Raw genomic sequence first — 17,854 nt, 5'->3', positions numbered from 1 at the left:
ACTCCGCACGACCCTTCCCGCCGCGGTCAGTCCTCCCTGACACGCCGCACGGCCCGCCGGTTCCGGCGCCGGTCAGCTCTTCTTGACGACCGGCCGCTCGGCCGTGACCTCGTCGAAAGCGTCCGGCTCCGGCGGCGCTGCCGTCTCCGCGGCCTCGGCTTCCTCGGCGTTCCGCCCGCTCAGCGGCACGAGGATCTCCTCCGACCGCCGTGGGTACGGCCCCCAGCCGTCCCGCAGCACGTGGATGTAGACCGCCTCCAGGCAGACCCCGATCCGCTCCACCAGATCGGTGTCCTCCTGCGCCCCGAGCCGGATGGCCCGCGCGAAGTGATCCAGGGCCTCCATGTGCCGCCCCTGATCGAACGCGCTGCGGCCCGCGTTCTCGTGCACCACGCTGCGCACCGCCGCCGGCACCTCCGAGTCCACCGCCCGCTGGAACAGCCGGTCGGCCTCCATCCAGTCGCCGCGCAGCCGCAACACGTGCGCCAACTCCGCCTGCGCGATCACCATCGACTGCTCATCCTGCGCTGACTCGGCATGCGCCAGCGCGAGCCGGCTCGCCGCCGCCGCCATCCCGAGCTCGCCGAGCAGCCGGTAGACCTCCGCCCGCACGCTGAGCAGCCCCGCCTTGACGACGTTGTCGGCCTCGTCGGCGAGCGGACCGTCGAGTCGCTCGCCGAGCTCCCGCAGCGCGTCCCGGTCGTCGACGACTTCCCGCAGCGTCCCACCGTCCAGCCGCCACCGGATCGCGTCCAGGTCGGCTGCCGAGAGCGGCAGGTGTTTTCCGAGGTCGTTCGCCTCCTGGGGCGCTCCGGCCGGCCGCGCGGTGCCTGTCCCGGTTCCCGGCCCGGCACCGGTCGCTCGTGCCGTCCCGGTCTCCCGGTCCGTGCCGGCCGGCCCTGTCGCCCCGCCTTCCGGTGCGGTGTCGGCCGTCCGTGGCGTTCCGGTCTCGGTTTCCTGCGCCCTTTCTGCCGCGCTCCTCGTTGCCGTGCTGCCGTCCGTGCCCGTCGTCTCCGGGGAGGCATCGCTGGCGCCCGCGTCACTTGTCTGGTTCGTCCCGGATTCGTCGCCGGTCCCGGGCCCGTCGGCCGCTTCGGCGTCCTTGTCGACGGCGGCCGCGGTCTTGGCCACGAACCATCCGCTGCCGAACGCGGTGTCGGTATACCGCCGAGGCTCCTGATCCGGCCCGGAAACCGCCAGCTTCCCGATCGGCTTCAGGTTGTGCCAGGTCCCGTCCGCGTCCATGTAGGGCGCCGGCTCCTGGTCACCCCCGGGACCCATCGCAACCCCGTCGGCCGGCGTCCGCTGGGCCGGCACAGCCACCCCGGCGTGGTGGGGTGAATCGGCCGGCTGCACTGATCCGGTCCCGAGCGGCGCCGCACCCTCTTGCGGTACTCCCGGCTGCTGCGGCAACCGGTTGCTGTCCTGCGACCGGCCGCCACCGGCCGCAGGAGCACTCGCCTCCTGCTCCGGCCCGGCACCCGGGCGAGGAACCGGTAGCAGGGTCTGCCCCGAAACGGGTCGATGCCCGGCCCGGGGGCCCCAGCCGTCGTCGCCCTCAACCACCTGCGGCAGTTCCCCGGTGGGCGGCTCGCCACTCCGGTTCGCCGTCTGCGGCAGCTCCCCGGTGGGCACGTCACCCTGCGGGTAGGCACCCTGGGCTCCGGTCACATGCTGGTTCCAGCCACCCGGCCCACCGGCGGGTGAGACCGGACGTCCGAGCCCGTCGGCCGCCAGGTGCTGCCCGGCCCGGGGTCCCCAGCCGTCGTCGGGCTGGTGCTGCCCAGCGGTGGGCGCCCAGGCGCTACCGCTGGTGGGCTGCCCGGAAACCGGTCGTGCGTCACCAGGGATGTCTTGGCGCGGACCAACCGGATCCGGACCCCACTGACCCGCGAGCGTCTCCGGACGCCCCGGCGAAACAGGCCGGGTCGACCCGGCCCGCGCCGGCTCATGCGGTGTCGCCGGTGAGACAGGCCGAACCCCGGAAGCCGCACCGCCCGGCGTGGCGTTCCACTGCCCGGCGGGGGAGACGGGTTGTGCGGAGCCGGTCCCGTGCGGCTGATCCGGTGCGGCTTGCTCCGCGCCGGGCCCAGGGAACCACTGCCCGGCCGGTGGAACCGGTCCTGCCGGTACCTGGTTCGGCGAGGTCCCGCCGAAACCGGGCTGCTGCTCGGACGCCGGCTGTCCAGCCTCCCACTGCGCGGCCGGCGAGATCGGCCCCGCAGCACCCGGCTCGGGAGCGATCGGCCGGCCCGGAGCCCATCGCGGTCCGGAGGTCGCATCGGCCTCCGGCCACCCGGACGCACCCGCGGGCGGGACCGCCGGCTGACCCTGACCGGGTGCCGGGGAACCACCGGAAACCGGATTCGTCCGGGCGCCGCCGGGCACCGGCCGCGGTCCGAACGGCTGCCGCGGCGCGGCCACGAACCCGGTGGGCGGCGGCGCCGGCGCAGGCTGACCCGACTTCGGCGCTCCGGCCCCGCCGGATACCGGTACCGGCTGGCCGGACTGCGGCGCGCTGGGTCCGGCAGGCGGTGCGGAGCGCTGGCCGGGCTGAGGGCGGAACTGTCCGCCAGGCGGCATTGTCGGCTGGCTGGTCTGTCCGGCGGCCGGGGCCGAGTGCCGGGCGTCTTGCGGAGCGTCGGGTCCGGCGGGCGGTGCGGAGTGCTGGCCTGACTGTCCGTTGGGCGGGACTGTCGGCTGGCCGAGTGGCGGGGTGCTCTGGCCGGCGGCCGGTGCCGAGTATCGGGTGTCCTGCGGCGCGCCGGGGCTGGCGGGCGGTGCGGAGTGCTGGCCCGGCTGCGGGCCGAACTGTCCGCCAGGCGGTACAGCGGGCCGGCCGGACTGCGGGCCGAACTGTCCGTTGGGCGCGACGGCGGGCTGGCCGGGTGGCGGGGTGCTCTGGCTGGTCGTCGGCGCCGAGTACGGGGTGTTCTGCGGCGCGCCGGGGTCGGCGGGCGGTGCGGAGGGCTGGCCGTTCTCGGAACCGAACTGTCCGCCAGGCGGCACGCCGGGTACGCCGGGCTGCGGTAGGTGCTGTCCGGCAGGCGGCGTCGCGTATCGAGCATCCTGCGGGGCGGCCTGTCCGGCAGGCGGCGCGGAACGCTGGCCGGGCTGCGGCGCGATAGGGGTGGCAGGCGGCGGGACCACACCGTTGGGCGGCGCGATCGGCTGGCCAGACTGTGGCGGGATCAGGCCGTTGGGCGGGGTGACCGGCTGCGGCGGGACCAGGCCGTTGGGCGGCGTGACGGGCTGCGGTGGGATCAGGCCGTTGGGCGGCGCGACCAGCTGGCCGGGCTGCGGTGCGGCCAGGCCGTTGGGTGGCATGACGGGCTGCGGCGGGACCAGGCCGTTGGGCGGCATGACGGGCTGCGGCGGGACCAAGCCGTTCGGCGGCGCGACTGGCTGGCCAGGCTGCGGTGCGGCCAGGCCGTTGGGTGGCATGACGGGCTGCGGCGGGACCAGGCCGTTGGGCGGGGTGACCGGCTGCGGCGGGACCAGGCCACTCGGCGGCATGACCGGCTGTACCGGGACGGGCGTGGCCGGGCCGGAGGCGGCGATGCCGGGACCGGCCGGCGGCTGGACCGTGCCCGGCATGGGCACTGTCGGCCGGCCGGGCGGGGTCGCCGGTGCGCCGGGACGCCCGTTGGCGTGCGTAGGCATCCGGGGCGCCTCGTCGGGCACGATCGCCCACGGGCCGTCGCCCTCGGCCAGGAAGACGTGCGCGGTGCGCGGGCTACGTCCGGTGCGCTGCTGGGGCACAGCCTGCCCCGGGTATCCCGCGGCACCCGTACCGAGACCAGCTTCTGCCGCCGGGCTCTGTCCCGGGTATCCGGCAGCGGCGTCCGCGGGATATCCGGCGGATGCCGGACCGCGGCCCGCCTCCCCGGCGGGACCCTGGCCGGGCACGCCACCCGGACGCGGACCAGCGGCCGCGCCCGGCTGCTGAGCGGCATCGGCGACGTCGCCGCGCCGGCCCGGGCCGGGTTTGCGGTTGGCGACCGTGGGCTCCGCGTCGGCCGGGGGAGCGCTGCCCGTGCTGGGCGGGGCCGCGTTCGCCGGAGTGGGGCGCGGCGGGTTCGGGGCGGCCGGGCGCGGGGCGTTCCGGGACACTATGGGCGTACCGGAAACCGGGGTGACATCGGGGACGGCCGGACCTTGCGGCCGGGCCTCGGTCGTGGGCGAAGCGGACGCTGCCGCCGCCGGGACCTGGGGGCCGGACGGACCGATCACCCGGGCCGGCGCGGTCGGCGGGGACGCGCCGACCACCCGCGGAGCCACCGGCGGCTCGCTCTTGATGACGCGCGGCGCGGGCGGCGGCGTGGCCCGGCTGATGACCTTGGGGGGCGCGGGAGGTTCGGCCCGCTTGAGGACACGGGGCTTGCCGTCCTCGTCGTTGCGGGGTTCGGCCGGCTCCTGGGGCGTCTCGTAGTACTCACCGTCGAGCACGAGCGGCTCGCGGCCGGCCTCGGACCGCTCGCCCTCGGCCCAGTCCTGCTCGGCCCACTCGTCCTGGCGCTGGTCCGCGGGCCAACTCCCGGCCGCCCGATCGGTGATCGCGGGGACGTCGTCCCAGTCCCGGGCACGCAGGTCGACCGGTTCGTCGTCCCAGTTCCGGCGATCGTCGCGGTCCCGGCCGTCGCTCCGGATCAGGTCGTCCTCGCGGTCCCGGCCGTTGCCCCGGATCCGGTCGCCGTCGCGGTCCCGGCCGTTGCCCCGGATCAGGTCGTCGTCGCGGTCCCGGCGGTCGCCGCGGACCCGTGCGCCGTCGCGGCCACGCCCGGCCTCCCGCACCAGATCGTCGTCGCGGGAACGTCCCGCGCCCCGGCCGAGCTCCTCCCGGCCCGAGCCCACAACGAACTCGTCGTCCCGCGCCCGTCCGTTCTCCCGGACCGGATCGCCGCCGCGCACCGGGCCGCTGCCGCGGACCAGGTCGTCGTCGCGCCGGCCGCCGTCGTACCGGTCGTCGCCGTTCCCCGCCGGAACCTGAGCCCGACCGGCCACCCCCGGCCGTGCCGAACCGCGTCGCGCATCGTCCTCGTCGCGCCGCGGCCGACGGCCGCCCGTCGGCCGGATCGGCCCGAAGTCCTCGTCCTCCCAGGGCTGCGAGACCATGCCGCGCGCACGCTCGTCCCGGGACCCGCGCCGCTCCTCGGGCCGGGCCACCGGCCGCTCGTCGTCCCAGCGCACCGAGGGTTCGGGCCGCCGCCGCTCGCCCTCGTCCCACCGCGGTTCGGCGCGTCGGCCGCCCCGGCGCTCGTCGTCCCGGCGTTCCTCCGCGGGCCGCCGCCGGCGCTCGTCCGGGTCCCCGGATCGGCCCCGGTCCCGGTCGTCCCGGCGAACCCCGTACCGGTCCGCGGGCCGCGCCGCCCGCCCGGAGTCGTCGCCCTGTGCACGGCGCCGGCGCTCCGGGTTTTGCAACGCGGCCGGGTCCACGATCGGGAAGTCCGGCTTGTCGAAGTCCACGCCCAGCTCGGGGCGGTTGAAGTCGATGTCGTCGAAGTAGTTCCCGGAAAGGTTGTCGACCGACGTGTCGATCGGCACGAAGTCCGGGTCGGACAGCCAGCTGGGGCGCTGGTCGTCGAAGGGGGCAGCCGGTTTATCCGCATTGCGGCCACGGCGAGCGGCTGCTTCGTCACTCTGGGCATGGGACCGGCGGGTGGGAATGACCGGATCCGGCGTCGTACGTTTTTCGTAATGGCGCTGCTGGGCCACCGCGTGCTTCGGCATGAAGGAGTATTCGTTGTACTCCTCGTCCCAGTACTCGTCGTCCTCGAAGCTCATGACGCGGCTCCGTTACGGCTCGGGAATGTCCCACCGCCCCGTCGCCGCATATGTGCCACCGTCCTCACCCTGGACCACCTCCGCGCCCCCGGTGCCCGCCCCTCGCGCACCGGATCAACCGCCCGCCACGTGGTGGATGTGGAAGGTTAATCACGGATTTGCATGGTGCGCCACCGCTCTGCGGATCCCCCAGCCCGGGCTCGCGAGGGCACCGCGGCCGGTGACCGACCCGGCGCCGCAGCCCGCCGGGTGTACTCGGTCGCCACTGAATACGTCCACCGGCGGTCCCCGGTTCAATGTGGTGAGCAGTGAATATGCCGGGTTCTTACCGGCATGTGGCCGGATCTGCCCGGATCAACGAGGATCATTGGTTTCCCGAAACGGCCGAGTGATCGATTTAAGCATTTCTTAAGCTCCTTCTCAGGAAACCTACGAACTTGCGGGTGACCCTGAACAGGTGACGGGGTGTGGCGAAGCGCACGCTTGCTTTTCGCGGATCTTGGTGGGTGGATCTGGCACGGTTGTTGTGCGGCCGGGTCCACGAAGGACGCGCCCCGACGGGGGCGGGTTCACCGGAGGACCGGCCGTCGTGCTGCGGACCGTCGTTCGCGGCGCCACCACGAACTCCCCGGCCGAGCGGTCGCCGCCCCCCAGTCTTGGCGGCTGCTTACCGTGCCTGTGAACGACCCGCCCAGGGGACCGCCCCCCGAGATCCTGGGCGCTCGGCGGATCAGGGCACACCAGGCCGGGACGAGAGACGGCGGCGGGAGAGATCCCGCCGCCGTTCTTGTTTCCCCGGCCCGGCATCGGCCCGGCCCGGCCCGGCATCGGCCCGGCCCGGCATCGGCCCGGCCCGGTAACGGCTTTCCCGGCCCGGCATCGGCGCGGGTGCGGTGGCCGGACCCGGATCAGAGGCGGCCGTCCGAGGTGAACGGGCAGGTGCGGGCGGGCAGGACGAGCCCGGCGGCGGCCAGGTCGGTGAGCAGGTTCGACAGTTGGGTGCGGGTCAGCAGGCCGGTCTCGTCCGGCCACGGGTGCGGCACGCCCAGCGCGGTGGCCGCCTCGATCGCGCGGGCGCCGATCGCCGCCTCGACCGCCCAGACGCGGTGGGCGCAGAGCGCCGGCCGTGCCGAGGCGGTCAGGGCGCCGTGCAGGTGCAGGAGACGGCGCAGGTCGGCGGCGAGCTTCTCGATCGGGAGACCATACGGCTGCGGCTCGGCCGGCTGCCGGTCGCGCATCCGGTCGGTGAGCGCGCGCCAGCACCGCGGCGCCTGCCGGACCGTGGCGAGGATCAGCGGCGGCGTAGCGATCATGATGGCGAGACGACTCGCGTCCAGTAGGTTCACGGCACCCTCCGGATGCCCCGTGCGTAGTCCTTGCCTTGACCTTCCGCCCGGATTGACACCCCGTCAACACCACTTTGTGCGACTGTCGTCAATCGATAGCCAAGGATTCTTGGCCAAGATATGTTGGCTGAATGGACCGAGTACGGATCACCGACCCGCGCGCCCTCCGCGCGCTCGCCCATCCCGCCCGCGTCCGACTGCTCGAGCTGCTCACCTTGGACGGCCCGGCCACCGGGCGGCAGCTCGCCGACCGCATCGGTGAGTCCACCGCCTCGGTCAGCTACCACGTCGCCCAGCTGGTCAAATGGGGCCTGGTCGAGCCGGCCACCGAGCTGGCCCGCGGCCGCGAGCGACCCTGGCGCGCCACCAGCCGGGGCATCACCTGGCCGGCCACCGGCTCCCCGGAGTTCGTCGCGGCCGCCCGGGCCCTGCGGGACCAGATGGTCGCCCGCCGCATCGAGGAGCTCGACGACTATCGCCGCGCCGAGGACACCCTCGACCCGGTCTGGCGGGAGGCCGCCTGGTTCGGCGAGGACGGCGGTTACCTGACGCCCGCCGAGGTCGCCGAGGCGACCACGAGAATCAAGGCGGTCATCGCCGACTACACCGGGTCCCGGCGGCCACGCACGGCCGATGCACGCCTGGTCCGATTCTTTGCGTACGCCCTGCCGACCCCACCGCCGCCCACCCCGGACGCGCCGCCCGAGCCGAGATGACGTCCCGCATCGGCGCGCTGTTCGCCGCGAAGCTCATCTCGACCTTCGGTTCCTGGCTGACCGTCCTCGCCCTCCCGTGGTTCGTCCTGGTCACCACCGGCTCGCCGGCCCGGATGTCGGCCGTGCTGACCGCCGAGTTCCTGGCCGTGGTCCTGGTCGGACTGCCCAGCGGCCGGCTGGTGCACCGGTGGGGCGCCCGCCGCACCATGCTTTTCGGTGACGCGGCCCGCGCCCCGCTGATGGCCCTCGTCCCGCTGCTGCACGCGGCGGACGCCCTGACCTTCCCGGCCCTGCTGGCGGTCTCGTTCGCGCTGGGCCTGTTCACCGCGCCCTACGTGGCCTCGCAGCGCCTGATCCTCCCCGACCTGATCGCCGCCGACCGCGCCCCGGAAACCGCCGCGCACCGCCTGGCCCGCGCGAACAGCCTGATCGACGCCGCCACCCGCCTCGCCGCCCTGGCCGGCCCCGCGCTGGGCGGCATCCTGATCGCCGTCCTCGGCCCGGCCGAGGTCCTCTGGCTCGACGCCGCGACCTACGCGGTGTCGTTCCTGATCGTGCTCACCCGCGTCCGGGCAGGCGCCTCGATCCCGGCCCCCGCCGATATGCCCACACCGCCCAGCGATCCTGCCGCCCGGTCGGCCGGCGCCGCCTCGCGTCCCGCCGATTGTGTCGCGCCGTCGAGCGCTCCTGCCGCCCGGTCGACCGGCGCTGCCTCGCCTCACGCCGGTCGTGTCGGGCCGTCGAGCGCTCCTGCCGTCCGGCCGACCAGCGCCGCCTCGCCTCACGCCGGTCGTGCCGGGCCGTCGAGCGCTCCTGCCGCCCGGCCGACCAGCGCCGCCTCGCCTCCCGCCGACCGTGCCGAGCCGTCCCGCGATGCTGTTCCCCGGCCGAGCGGCGCTGCCTCGTGTCCCGGCGATCGTGTCGCGCCGTCGAGCGCTCCTGCCGCCCGGCCGAGCGGCGCTGCCTCGCCTCCCGCCGATCGTGCCGAGCCATCCCGCGATGCTGCTCCCCGGCCGGCCGGCGTTGGCTCGCGTCCCGCCGGTCGTGCCGCGCCGTCCCGCGCGGGCCGGGCCGGGAGTCTGGCGGGTCTGCGGTTTGCCGCCCGGCATCGTTCGCTGCGCCTGTTCCTGGCTTCGCTGACCCTGGTCAGCCTCGCGGTTCCGGCGATCGCCGCCTGCCTTCCGGTCCTGGTGCTGCGCGATCTCGGCGGCGACCCCCGGGTGCTCGGCCTGCTCACCGCCGCGAACGGCGCCGGTCTGGCGGCCGGCAGCGTCCTGGCTCTGGCCGTGATCGCCCGCCTGCACGAGGCCGCCTTGACCCTGGCCGCCGCCGTCATGGCTCTCCCGCTCTGGCTGATGCTCGCCGACCAGATCCCGGTGCTGGCCACAGCTTTGTTCCTCTCCGGCCTGGCCACCCCGATCTGCGCCGCGACCCTGAGCACCCGCTTCACACTGCGCACGCCCACCCGGATCCGCCCTCAGGTGATGACCACGATGACCACGGTGGAGAACTTCGGTGGCTTCGCCGCGTTCGCCCTGGCCGGGCCGGCCCTTCAAGTGTTCGGGCTGAAGCCCGTCTTCGCCGCCGTCGCCGCCGCGGCCACCCTCGGCGCCGTCACCTATCACGCCGCCCTCCGAGCCGACCACGCTGACCGTGCCGGTCACGTCGACCGCGCCGATCAGCCCGACGGTGCTGGCCGCGCGGATCAGCCCGACGGTGCTGGCCGCGCCGATCAGCCCGACGGTGCTGGCCGCGCCGATCAGCCCGACGGTGCTGGCCGCGCGGATCAGCCCGACGGTGCTGGCCGCGCGGATCAGCCCGACGGTGCTGGCCGCGCCGATCAGCCCGACGGTGCTGGCCGCGCGGATCAGCCCGACGGTGCTGGCCGCGCCGATCAGCCCGACGGTGCTGGCCGCGCCGATCAGCCCGACGGTGCTGGCCGCGCCGATCAGCCCGACGGTGCTGGCCGCGCGGATCAGCCCGACGGTGCTGGCCGCGCCGATCAGCCCGACGGTGCTGGCCGCGCCGATCAGCCCGACGGCGCTGGCCGCGCCGATCAGCCCGACGGCGCTCACCGCGCCGATCAGCACGACGCTGACCGCGCCGATCAGCCCGACCGCGCCGATCAGCCCGACCGCGCCGATCAGCCCGACCGGGCCGACCGCTGATCCCGGCCCCTCCGTCACGAGGCGGGCGTGTGTCGGAGTGCCCGTCCGCCCGACACCGGGCGACCGCTCAGATAACCGCGTGGCGAGCGATCTCGAACAACCCCCGGCGATCGCCGAACGTCCGCCGGATCGCAGCCCCCATAGCCGCGAACAGACCGTCGCCCCCGAAATCGCACCCGTCACCCACCTCCCCGAGGAGAAGGTGGACGGCGAGTTCGTTCTCCAACCCGTGCGGCTGCAATCCCACACCCGGTAGATCCGTCGCGAACACCCGCGCCGCGAGATCCGCGTCCCCACCGGCGGAGTCTGGCTCCGGGCCGTGCAGGTAGAGGATCGCCGCCGTCACCGGCCGCAGCACCCGCTGAAAGACGCACGGCTCCAGATCGGGCACGTCCACCAACGCCCCGCCCCAGAAGTGCTCACCCACAGTGAAACCTCCGGTCACCAGCGCCCGCGCCGCCGACCGCCCGCACGGCCCATCCTCCCAGGTCACCGAGGGCGGAAAAGCGTTCCCGGCGCGCGGCTGAAGCTCCGGCACAGCACCCAGGGTGGCCAGCAGGCGCAGGGTTCCGGGCGTCGGCGTCACCGGTTGATCATGGCGATCGACCGTTCCGCGAGTAAAGCGCACCCGAACCCGCAACCCCGGATTCACAGAATCTTTCCGGCAAACCGCCCTGATTCCGCCGGGTCAGAAACTCTGCCCGTGCCGATCCCGCGCCTTCAACCGCACCGCCGGCATCACCGGCGCCGGCAACGGATCCGCCGCACACCCCCGGACGGTCCCGAACCGTCGCCCCGCCATCCAGTCCTCCCGGGCCGCCACCACCTCCTCGTGCGACCGGCACACGAAGTTCCACCACATCACCAGCGGCTCGTCGAACGGCTCCCCGCCGATCAGGAACAGCCGCGCGGCAGACAGGACCGAAATGTCCAGGTCGGTCCGCCCGGTGTCCAGATACAGCAGCGACCCGGCGCTCAGCGGCGAACCGTCCACCACCGCGGACCCGGACATGACCAGCACCCCGTGCTCGAACGCGGGGTCGAGATCGAGTGTCTGCCGAGCCGCCCCCGCGTAGCGGATCTCCGCCCCGACCAGCGGCGAGTGCACCGTCGCCGGCGACCGCAGCGCCCCGAGCGAGCCCACCACCACGGTCACCGTCGCCGGCCCCTCGGTGACCGACGGCAGCTCCGCGAGATGCTCGAACGCCGCGAGGCCGTGCCGGGCCGACTCCGGCAGCGCCACCCACAGCTGGAGCCCGTGCATCCCGTCGGGATGCGCCGCCGGGGTGAACTCGGAGTGCGCGATCCCGTGCCCGGAGGTCATCAGGTTCAGCTGTCCCGGCGCGATCACCTGGTCGCTGCCGAGGCTGTCCCGGTGCTCGATCACCCCGTCGACCAGCCAGGTCACCGTCTGCAACCCGGTGTGCGGATGCGGCGGCACCTGCATGCCGGGCCGGCCCCGCACGTCGTCCGGCCCGAAGTGGTCGACGAAGCACCACGCCCCGACCATCCGCCGCTCCCGGTGCGGCAGGAGGCGGCGCACCGTCGCATATCGCCCCAGCGGCACGTCGTGCCCCGGCAACAGCACACTCTCGGCAGCGGGCGTCGTCATGACCCGACTCTATGACCGCCCCCCGACAGAAAGGGACCGCCGAGCGACGCGAAGACGAACATCAGTGTTGTCAACCACAGTTCGGCCCGGCGTCACGGGACCGTTGCCGCCCGGCCCCGGCCCGGCCTTCCCCTGGGGGCATGCGCATCGCGCTGGTCACAGAGTCCTTCATGCCGGACGTCAACGGCGTCGCCCACTCGGTCGTACGGACCGCGGAGCACCTGCTCCGCACCGGTCACGAGCCGCTCGTCATCGCTCCGGTCCCCGCCCCCGGCCCGGTACCCGCCACCCTGCCCTACCCGGTCGTCCGGATCCCGTCGATCCCGATGCCCGGCTATCCCCAGATCCGGCTGGGCCTGCCGAAGCTTCCCGCGCTGCGCGCCGCGATCCGCGCGCACGATGCCGACGTGGTGCACCTGGCCAGCCCGTTCGTGCTGGGCGCCTGGGCCCGGACCGCCGCCACGAAACTGGACCTGCCCACCGTCGCGGTCTACCAGACCGACGTGGCGGCCTACGCCCGCGCCCGCAACCTGGGCGTCTGCGAGGACCTGTCCTGGCGCTGGATCCGCCGCCTGCACAACCGCGCCACCCGCACCCTGGCCCCGTCCACCGAGTCGGTGACGGCATTGCACCGGCACGGCGTCGAGCGCGTGCACCTGTGGCGCCGCGGCGTCGACGACGTCCGTTTCCACCCGGGCCGGCGCAGCGCCGGAGTCCGCCGCGCCCTCTGCGGTGACGGCGAGGTGCTGGTCGGTTACGTCGGCCGGCTCGCCGTGGAGAAGGAGATCGACCTGCTCGCCGGCGTCACGCGACTGCCCGGTGTCCGCCTCGTCGTGGTCGGCGACGGGCCCGCCGGGGCCACCCTGCGCAAGGCCCTGCCACGAGCCACCTTCCTCGGCGCGCGGCACGGCGGCCAGCTCGCCCGGATCTACGCCAGCCTGGACGTCTTCGCGCACACCGGACCGTTCGAGACGTTCGGGCAGACCGTGCAGGAGGCGATGGCCAGCGGCGTCCCGGTGGTGGCGCCGGCCAGGGGCGGCCCCTGTGACCTGGTCCGCGACGGGTCGACCGGCTTCCTGGTGCCGCCGCACGAGGAGGCCGGTTTCACCGCGGCGGTCGCCACGCTCGCCGCCGACCCGGGACTGCGCCGGAGGATGGGCGCGACCGGTCGCACCGCGATCGGGGGCCGCAGCTGGACCGCGGTCGGCGACCAGCTCCTCGGCCACTACGCGCAGGTGCTCGGCGAGACGCTTCCGGCCGTACCGAAAATCTTCCGGCGCCGGGCCGCGGCGGCCTGAAGGCACAGGCAAACCCGATTTTCGGTACGCCCGGAGCCGCACCTCCACAACGCGCAGGACTGCGCGGGGTTGCCCACCCCGGCTATGGTGCCGGGCGGTCCCTCGATCGAGGGACCACCCACCTGCCGCTGTCTACCGGATCGGAGTCGGATGACCATGCACCGAACCGGATGGCCGTCTCCCGTTCGCCTCGGCCTGGCCTGCCGCTCATCCGGTGACGGGACCATCTGGCCGTGCTGACGTCGCGGGCCCTGCGCTGGGTCGGTTTCTCCGGTTCCGTCCTGCTGTTCGCCGCCGGTCTGCTCGGCGGAGCGCTGCCGGCCCGGGGGAGTCACGACCTGCCGGTCGTCCTCCTGTGGCTGGCCGGCACAGGCCTGATGAGTTACGCGTGGTGGACCGGCCGTGATCGGGAGCACAGCGTGAGGTGGGTGCTCGGCACCATCGTGCTGTGGTCCGCGCCGTTCCTGTTCCTGCCGCCGGTCGGCAGCCGCGACTTCTACTCCTACAACTGCCAGGGCGAGCTGTTCACGCACGACCTGAGTCCCTATGCGGCGACCGCCGCGTCGCTGCCGTGCACCTGGCTCGGCGCGGTCCCGCCGATCTGGCAGGACACCGTGACGCCGTACGGTCCGCTGTTCATCCTGCTCGCCGGGGCGATCGTGGCGGCCGGTCAGGCGCTGCCGCCCGGGTCCGCGATCGTCGACGCGCTGCCCCCGCAGCTCGGCGAGCTGCTGCTGCCGCTGGTCCTGTTCCGGCTGGCCGCGCTGGCCGGAGTGCTGGCCATGGCGGCCGGGCTGCCGGTGCTGGCCCGCCGCTGCGGGATCCCGCCGTCCAGGGCGCTCTGGCTGGCCCTGGCCGGCCCGCTGGTCGGCGCGCACCTGCTCGGTGGCCCGCACAACGACGCGGTGATGCTCGGCCTGCTGGTCGCCGGCCTGGCCGTGGTGACCCGGTTCGCCCGGCGGCCGGTGGGGGTGCTGGCCGGCGGCGTGCTGCTCGGCTGCGCGGTGGCGGTGAAGGCGACCGCGCTGATCGCCGTCCCGTTCGCGGTGCTGATCGTGGCGGCGGCCCGGGCCGCCGACCGCCGGATCGACCTGCGCGGCCTGGTGGTCGGCACGGCCGGCGTGGCCGGGGCGGCCGCGGCCACCCTGGCCGGGATCACCGCGCTGGCCGGGCTCGACTACGGCTGGATCGCCGGGGTGCGCGACAGCGAGGCGCTGGTCCAGTTCAGCTCGATGCCGACGGCGGTCGGCATGACGATCACCTATGCCGGGCAGCTGTTCGACAAGGGGTTCGACGCGGTCCCGGCGGTCCGCTCGGTCGCCTTCGTGGTGCTCGCCGTGACGCTGGTGGTCATCTGGGTGCGTGCGCTGCGGGACCGGGCCGATCCGGTCCGGGCCGCCCTGTTCGGGGCGGCCGCGGCCGTGGTCGCGACGGTGGCCCTGGCCCCGGTGTTCCTGCCCTGGTACACGCTCTGGCCGCTGACCCTGCTGGCCGCCACGACGCTGCGCACCAAGGCGGTGATGCTGATCGCGATCGTGGCGTCGTTCTCGGTGCTGCCGGACGGCTCCGGCCTGGTCCGCTCGCTGAAGTTCCCGGGCGCGCCCCTGGTCACCGGTTACCTGATCTACCTCGGTGTCCGGTACCTGCGCCGCTGGGCCCGCGAGCGTCGTCAGCCGGTCAGTGAGGCGGAGCCGAGCACCCGGGTGACCTTGACCTCGATGACCACGCGGGCCGGGTTGGGCCGCGGGGTGCGGTAACGCTGGGCGTACCGTCGCTCCGCGTCCGCGACGGCCTCCGGGTCGTCGCGGATCACCGCGAGGCCCTCCACGGTGCTCCAGCGCGGCCCGTCGACCTGGCAGATCGCCACCCGTTCCTGCCCGCGCAGCACGTGCCGGACCTTGGCCGAGGTGCCGGAGGAGATCACCCGGGCGATCCCGGCGACCGGGTCGAGGGTGGCGCCGACCGCGACCACGTGCGGCGACCCGTCGGCCCGCAGCGTGGTCAGGGTGCACAGGTGCCGCTCGGTCCAGAACTCCCGCAGCGCCACCGACTCCAGACTGATCACCCCGCTCATGCCGTCTCCGCCGCGAGGACGCCGGTGCGGACCGCGGCGACCAGGGCCGCGTGGTCCTTCTCCACCTGGTCGGCATAGAGCCGGGCGAACTTGGCCACCGAGTCGTCCAGCTTGTCGCCGCTGCCGACGTACCCGGCGATCATCGACGCGCCGCTGGTCCGGGCGTGCGACTTGGCGAGCAGATAGCCGCAGATGCCGGCGTAGTCGGCGAGCGCGCCGGCGTTGATGTCCTCGACCAGGATCGCCCCCTTCATGTCGCGGAACTGGCGTACGTAGAACTGGTGGTCGCCGACCGTGGTCCAGCCCAGCAGCGGGTCACTGACCGTCTGCAACGCCTGCTGATACTCCACCACCCGCTGCCCCTGGTGCCGGTGCCACGCCAGGTCGCCGTGCTGGTGTTTGGCGATCACCGAGCGTCGGGCCTGCTTGAGTTGCAGGAACACCACGTCGTCGGGGTCGCTGCCCTCGCAGAGCGCGACGTAGGCCCGCAGCCCGACCGAGCCGACGCCGACCACCTTGTGCGCCACGTCGAGGATCCGGTAGCCGCCGAGGATCCGCGCCCAGTGCGGCTTGAGCGTGGTCAGGTATCCGTCCAGGGCCTGCTCGAGCAGCTCCCGGTCGTCGTCCGAGGGACGGGTGATCACCGGCGGCTCCTCGACCAGCCGCCGGGTGCCGTCGCGCTGCTCGGTGAACCGGGGCAGCGCCCGGTCACTGGTGCGCCGCCGCGCCCGCCGCGCCGCCCGCTCGATCTCGTCCCGGAAACTGCCCTTGCCCGCCTGCGACCGCATCGCCTCGACGTCGAGCTGGGCGAACGAGCGCGCCAGCAGCGGCCGTGAGGACAGGTCGATGATCTGCTCGCGGTACTCCTCGACGCAGTGCCGGACGGCGTCGGTGCAGGCGCCCTCCCGGAAGCCGTTGACCCGGCCGGCCACGTAGACGCTGACCGCCAGGCGGCGCAGGTCCCACTCCCACGGCCCGGGGTGCGCCTCGTCGAAGTCGTTGAGGTCGAAGACCAGCTCGCGCTCCGGGCTGGCATAGAAGCCGAAGTTCCCGAGGTGGGCGTCGCCGCAGATCACCGGGGTGATGCCGGTGTGCGGCAGGCCGGCGAAGTCGTCGGCCATCAGTCCGGCCGTTCCCCTCAGGAACGCGTACGGATTGGCGATCATGCGGCCGATCCGGACCGGGACGAGCCAGGGCAGCCGGCCCTCGTGGGACGCCACCACCTGCCGCACCGGGTCCGGCCGGCCGGGCGGCGGACGCCAGTCCGCCATGTCCGAGCGGGGGGACCGCTCGCGCAGTGACCGTCCGATCTCGTATCGTTCGGCGCGCGGCCGCGCGGGACGGCGCAGGGTTGTGAAACCTTCGTCGCCCGCTGAGCTGAGCACGACGTGGCTGCTGATCGTGGGTGTCGCGTCCATCGCTGCCGAGAGTACGGGTTCACCGGTACCGGCCGCGCGGGGCTCGCGAGGCAGGCATTGTTATCGATAACATTCCCACAACGGGAGACGCGCGGCCTGCCGCTAAGCTCCATCAGATCTAAGCCTGGCGAGGTGCGCAAGTGGAGACCAAGGGATCCCGTTCCCCGGCGATGACGGACGTGGCGAGACTGGCCGGGGTGTCCCACCAGACCGTCTCACGCGTTCTGAACGATCATCCGAATGTCAAGGAGCAGACCCGGATCCGGGTCCGGGCCGCGATCGCCGAGCTCGGCTACCGGCCGAACCGGGCGGCTCGTGCCCTGGTCACCGGCCGGTCGCAGCTGATCGGCGTGGTGGCCCGCAACAGCATGCTGTACGGCCCGGCCTCGATGTTGACCGAGTTCGAGCAGGCCGCGGCGGACGCCGGGTTCGCGGTGAGCGTGGGCAGCGTCCGCGAGCTGGACCGCGACTCGATCTCCGCGGTGGTCGACCGGCACCTGGACCAGCGGGTGGCCGGGCTGGTGGTGATCGCCCAGACGGCGTCGGCCACCGAGGCCCTGGCCGAGATCCCGGCCGACGTGCCGGTGGTGTTCATCGACGGCGATCCGGCGGCCGGGCGGTCGCTGGTCACCGTCGACCAGGTGGCCGGCGCCCGGGCGGCCGTCCAGCACCTGCTGGAGGCCGGGCACGAGACGGTCTGGCACGTCTCCGGCCCGACCGACTGGTTCGACTCGGCAGGGCGCATCCAGGGCTGGCGGCAGACCCTTCAGGAGGCCGGGCGGGAGGTCCCGCCGCTGCTGAGCGCCGACTGGTCGGCCGCCGAGGGGTACCGAGCCGGGCAGATGCTGGCCCGGATGCCCGAGGTCACCGCGATCTTCACGGCCAACGACCACCTGGCCCTGGGCGTGCTGCGGGCGCTGCACGAGCGCGGCCGCCGGGTGCCGCACGACGTCAGCCTGATCGGTTTCGACGACGTGCCCGAGGCGGCGTACTTCATCCCGCCGCTGACCACGGTGCGCCAGGCGTTCGGGGACGTGGCGCGGGCCGCGCTGACCCTGTTGCTGGGACAGATGAAGGACGAACCGGGCGCAGCGGATACAGTGATCGTCCCGGCACAATTGGTGGTGCGTGAGAGCGTCGCTCCCCCCGCCTGAGCGGGGTCACGGCCGCCGTTAAGCGGCCGTTACCGCCTTGTTGCCAAGAGCCGTTGACACGCGTTTTGTTAGCGATAACACTGGGCTTCTCCCCGCCGGTGCGTGGTCGTTGCCACCGTCCGGCTCCTCTCGTGGAGGTGCATCCATGCCGTTCGAGCTGACCGTGATGCCGGTGATCGGCGTCGGTCAGGCCGCCGAGCGCGGTCGCTCGACATCGGTGCGGGTGCCACGGAAGCGGCCAAGATCCTCGACGAGCTCTATACCGGGTGTCCGGTGCCGCAAGA

At 74.0% G+C, this 17,854-nt stretch carries 11 protein-coding genes; 5 read left to right on the top strand and 6 right to left on the bottom strand.

Annotated elements, in window-relative coordinates:
* Positions 1-72: 72 nt before the first annotated feature.
* Positions 73-5,784: a hypothetical protein gene (locus tag Aiant_RS04230; protein WP_189331030.1), complete on the bottom strand. Its 5,712-nt coding sequence runs from the start codon at positions 5,782-5,784 to the stop codon at positions 73-75.
* Positions 5,785-6,692: 908 nt separating this feature from the next.
* Positions 6,693-7,130 (bottom strand): hypothetical protein, encoded by a 438-nt coding sequence (locus Aiant_RS04225; RefSeq protein ID WP_229830074.1) that lies wholly within the window; start codon positions 7,128-7,130, stop codon positions 6,693-6,695.
* A 131-nt stretch (positions 7,131-7,261) separates the two neighbouring features.
* On the opposite strand from Aiant_RS04225, the gene Aiant_RS04220 reads away from it, so the two are divergent.
* Positions 7,262-7,846, top strand: a complete 585-nt coding sequence (locus tag Aiant_RS04220; protein WP_189331029.1) for an ArsR/SmtB family transcription factor — start codon at positions 7,262-7,264, stop codon at positions 7,844-7,846.
* A complete protein-coding gene (locus tag Aiant_RS04215) occupies positions 7,843-10,014 on the top strand; it encodes an MFS transporter (RefSeq protein WP_189331028.1) in 2,172 nt (723 codons plus the stop codon). The genes Aiant_RS04220 and Aiant_RS04215 overlap by 4 nt, the downstream gene beginning before the upstream one ends.
* Positions 10,015-10,081: 67 nt before the next feature.
* Here Aiant_RS04215 and Aiant_RS04210 read toward each other — a convergent pair whose 3' ends face one another.
* Positions 10,082-10,600: a hypothetical protein gene (locus Aiant_RS04210; RefSeq protein ID WP_189331027.1), complete on the bottom strand. Its 519-nt coding sequence runs from the start codon at positions 10,598-10,600 to the stop codon at positions 10,082-10,084.
* A gap of 102 nt (positions 10,601-10,702) precedes the next feature.
* Entirely contained in the window at positions 10,703-11,626 is a 924-nt protein-coding gene (locus tag Aiant_RS04205) for a pirin family protein (RefSeq protein WP_189331026.1), read from the bottom strand.
* Positions 11,627-11,766: 140 nt separating this feature from the next.
* Between Aiant_RS04205 and Aiant_RS04200 the strand changes: the two genes are divergently transcribed.
* Positions 11,767-12,924 (top strand): glycosyltransferase family 4 protein, encoded by a 1,158-nt coding sequence (locus Aiant_RS04200; protein ID WP_189331025.1) that lies wholly within the window; start codon positions 11,767-11,769, stop codon positions 12,922-12,924.
* 233 nt (positions 12,925-13,157) lie between these two features.
* Positions 13,158-14,681, top strand: a complete 1,524-nt coding sequence (gene mptB, locus Aiant_RS04195) for a polyprenol phosphomannose-dependent alpha 1,6 mannosyltransferase MptB (protein ID WP_229830073.1) — start codon at positions 13,158-13,160, stop codon at positions 14,679-14,681.
* Here mptB and Aiant_RS04190 read toward each other — a convergent pair.
* Together Aiant_RS04190 and Aiant_RS04185 are read right to left on the bottom strand one after the other, a co-directional pair.
* The gene (locus tag Aiant_RS04190) at positions 14,594-14,998 is read right to left on the bottom strand and encodes a TIGR03618 family F420-dependent PPOX class oxidoreductase (protein WP_189331024.1); all 405 of its coding nucleotides are present in this window, start codon (positions 14,996-14,998) and stop codon (positions 14,594-14,596) included. The genes mptB and Aiant_RS04190 overlap by 88 nt on opposite strands.
* Entirely contained in the window at positions 14,995-16,416 is a 1,422-nt protein-coding gene (locus tag Aiant_RS04185; RefSeq protein ID WP_189331023.1) for a DUF2252 domain-containing protein, read from the bottom strand. The genes Aiant_RS04190 and Aiant_RS04185 overlap by 4 nt, the downstream gene beginning before the upstream one ends.
* Before the next feature lie 170 nt (positions 16,417-16,586).
* Here Aiant_RS04185 and Aiant_RS04180 point away from each other — a divergent pair, with 170 nt between their 5' ends.
* The gene (locus Aiant_RS04180) at positions 16,587-17,570 is read left to right on the top strand and encodes a LacI family DNA-binding transcriptional regulator (RefSeq protein WP_189331275.1); all 984 of its coding nucleotides are present in this window, start codon (positions 16,587-16,589) and stop codon (positions 17,568-17,570) included.
* Positions 17,571-17,854: the final 284 nt, after the last annotated feature.

The sequence above is a fragment of the Actinoplanes ianthinogenes genome (assembly GCF_018324205.1).
Taxonomy (GTDB): Bacteria; Actinomycetota; Actinomycetes; order Mycobacteriales; family Micromonosporaceae; genus Actinoplanes; species Actinoplanes ianthinogenes.
Note: the sequence above shows the minus strand (reverse complement) of the source record. Positions and strands in the feature narration are given on the sequence as shown.